The sequence below is a fragment of the Polaribacter sp. BAL334 genome (assembly GCF_015767435.1).
GTDB lineage: Bacteria > Bacteroidota > Bacteroidia > Flavobacteriales > Flavobacteriaceae > Polaribacter.
Map to the genome: position 1 here is coordinate 1 of NZ_JADWOV010000228.1, position 448 is coordinate 448.

1 pseudogene is annotated in these 448 nt (G+C 34.4%); it reads left to right on the forward strand.

Annotated features, from left to right (window positions below):
- Positions 1-448 (forward strand): annotated as a pseudogene (locus IU405_RS02330) (SOS mutagenesis and repair protein UmuC); the annotation flags it as partial.

Consider the following 448-nt stretch of genomic DNA (forward strand, 5'->3'; position numbering starts at 1 on the left):
GAGTAATGAATTTACTATCAGAATATACACCAGAAGTCGAAATATACAGTATTGACGAAGCATTCCTAAAATTCAATGGTTTTGAATATCATAATTTACAGACGATTGCTGAACAGATAAAAATACGTGTTACCAAAGGCACAGGCATCCCTATTAGTATTGGCTTCGCCCCTACTAAGGCATTAGCAAAAGTTGCAAATAAAATAGCCAAGAAGTTTCCTGATAAAACAAATGGTATTTACATTATAGATGATGAAGTGAAACGCATTAAAGCCATTAAATGGACTAAAATAGAAGATGTGTGGGGAATTGGAAGGCGACACGCTAAAAGACTACAATCAAGAAACATTTTCAATGCTTTTCAGTTTACACAGCTTCATGATGATTTTGTAAGAAAGCAAATGTCTGTTGTTGGGTTACGTTTAAAGCATGAATTAGAGGGTAAACC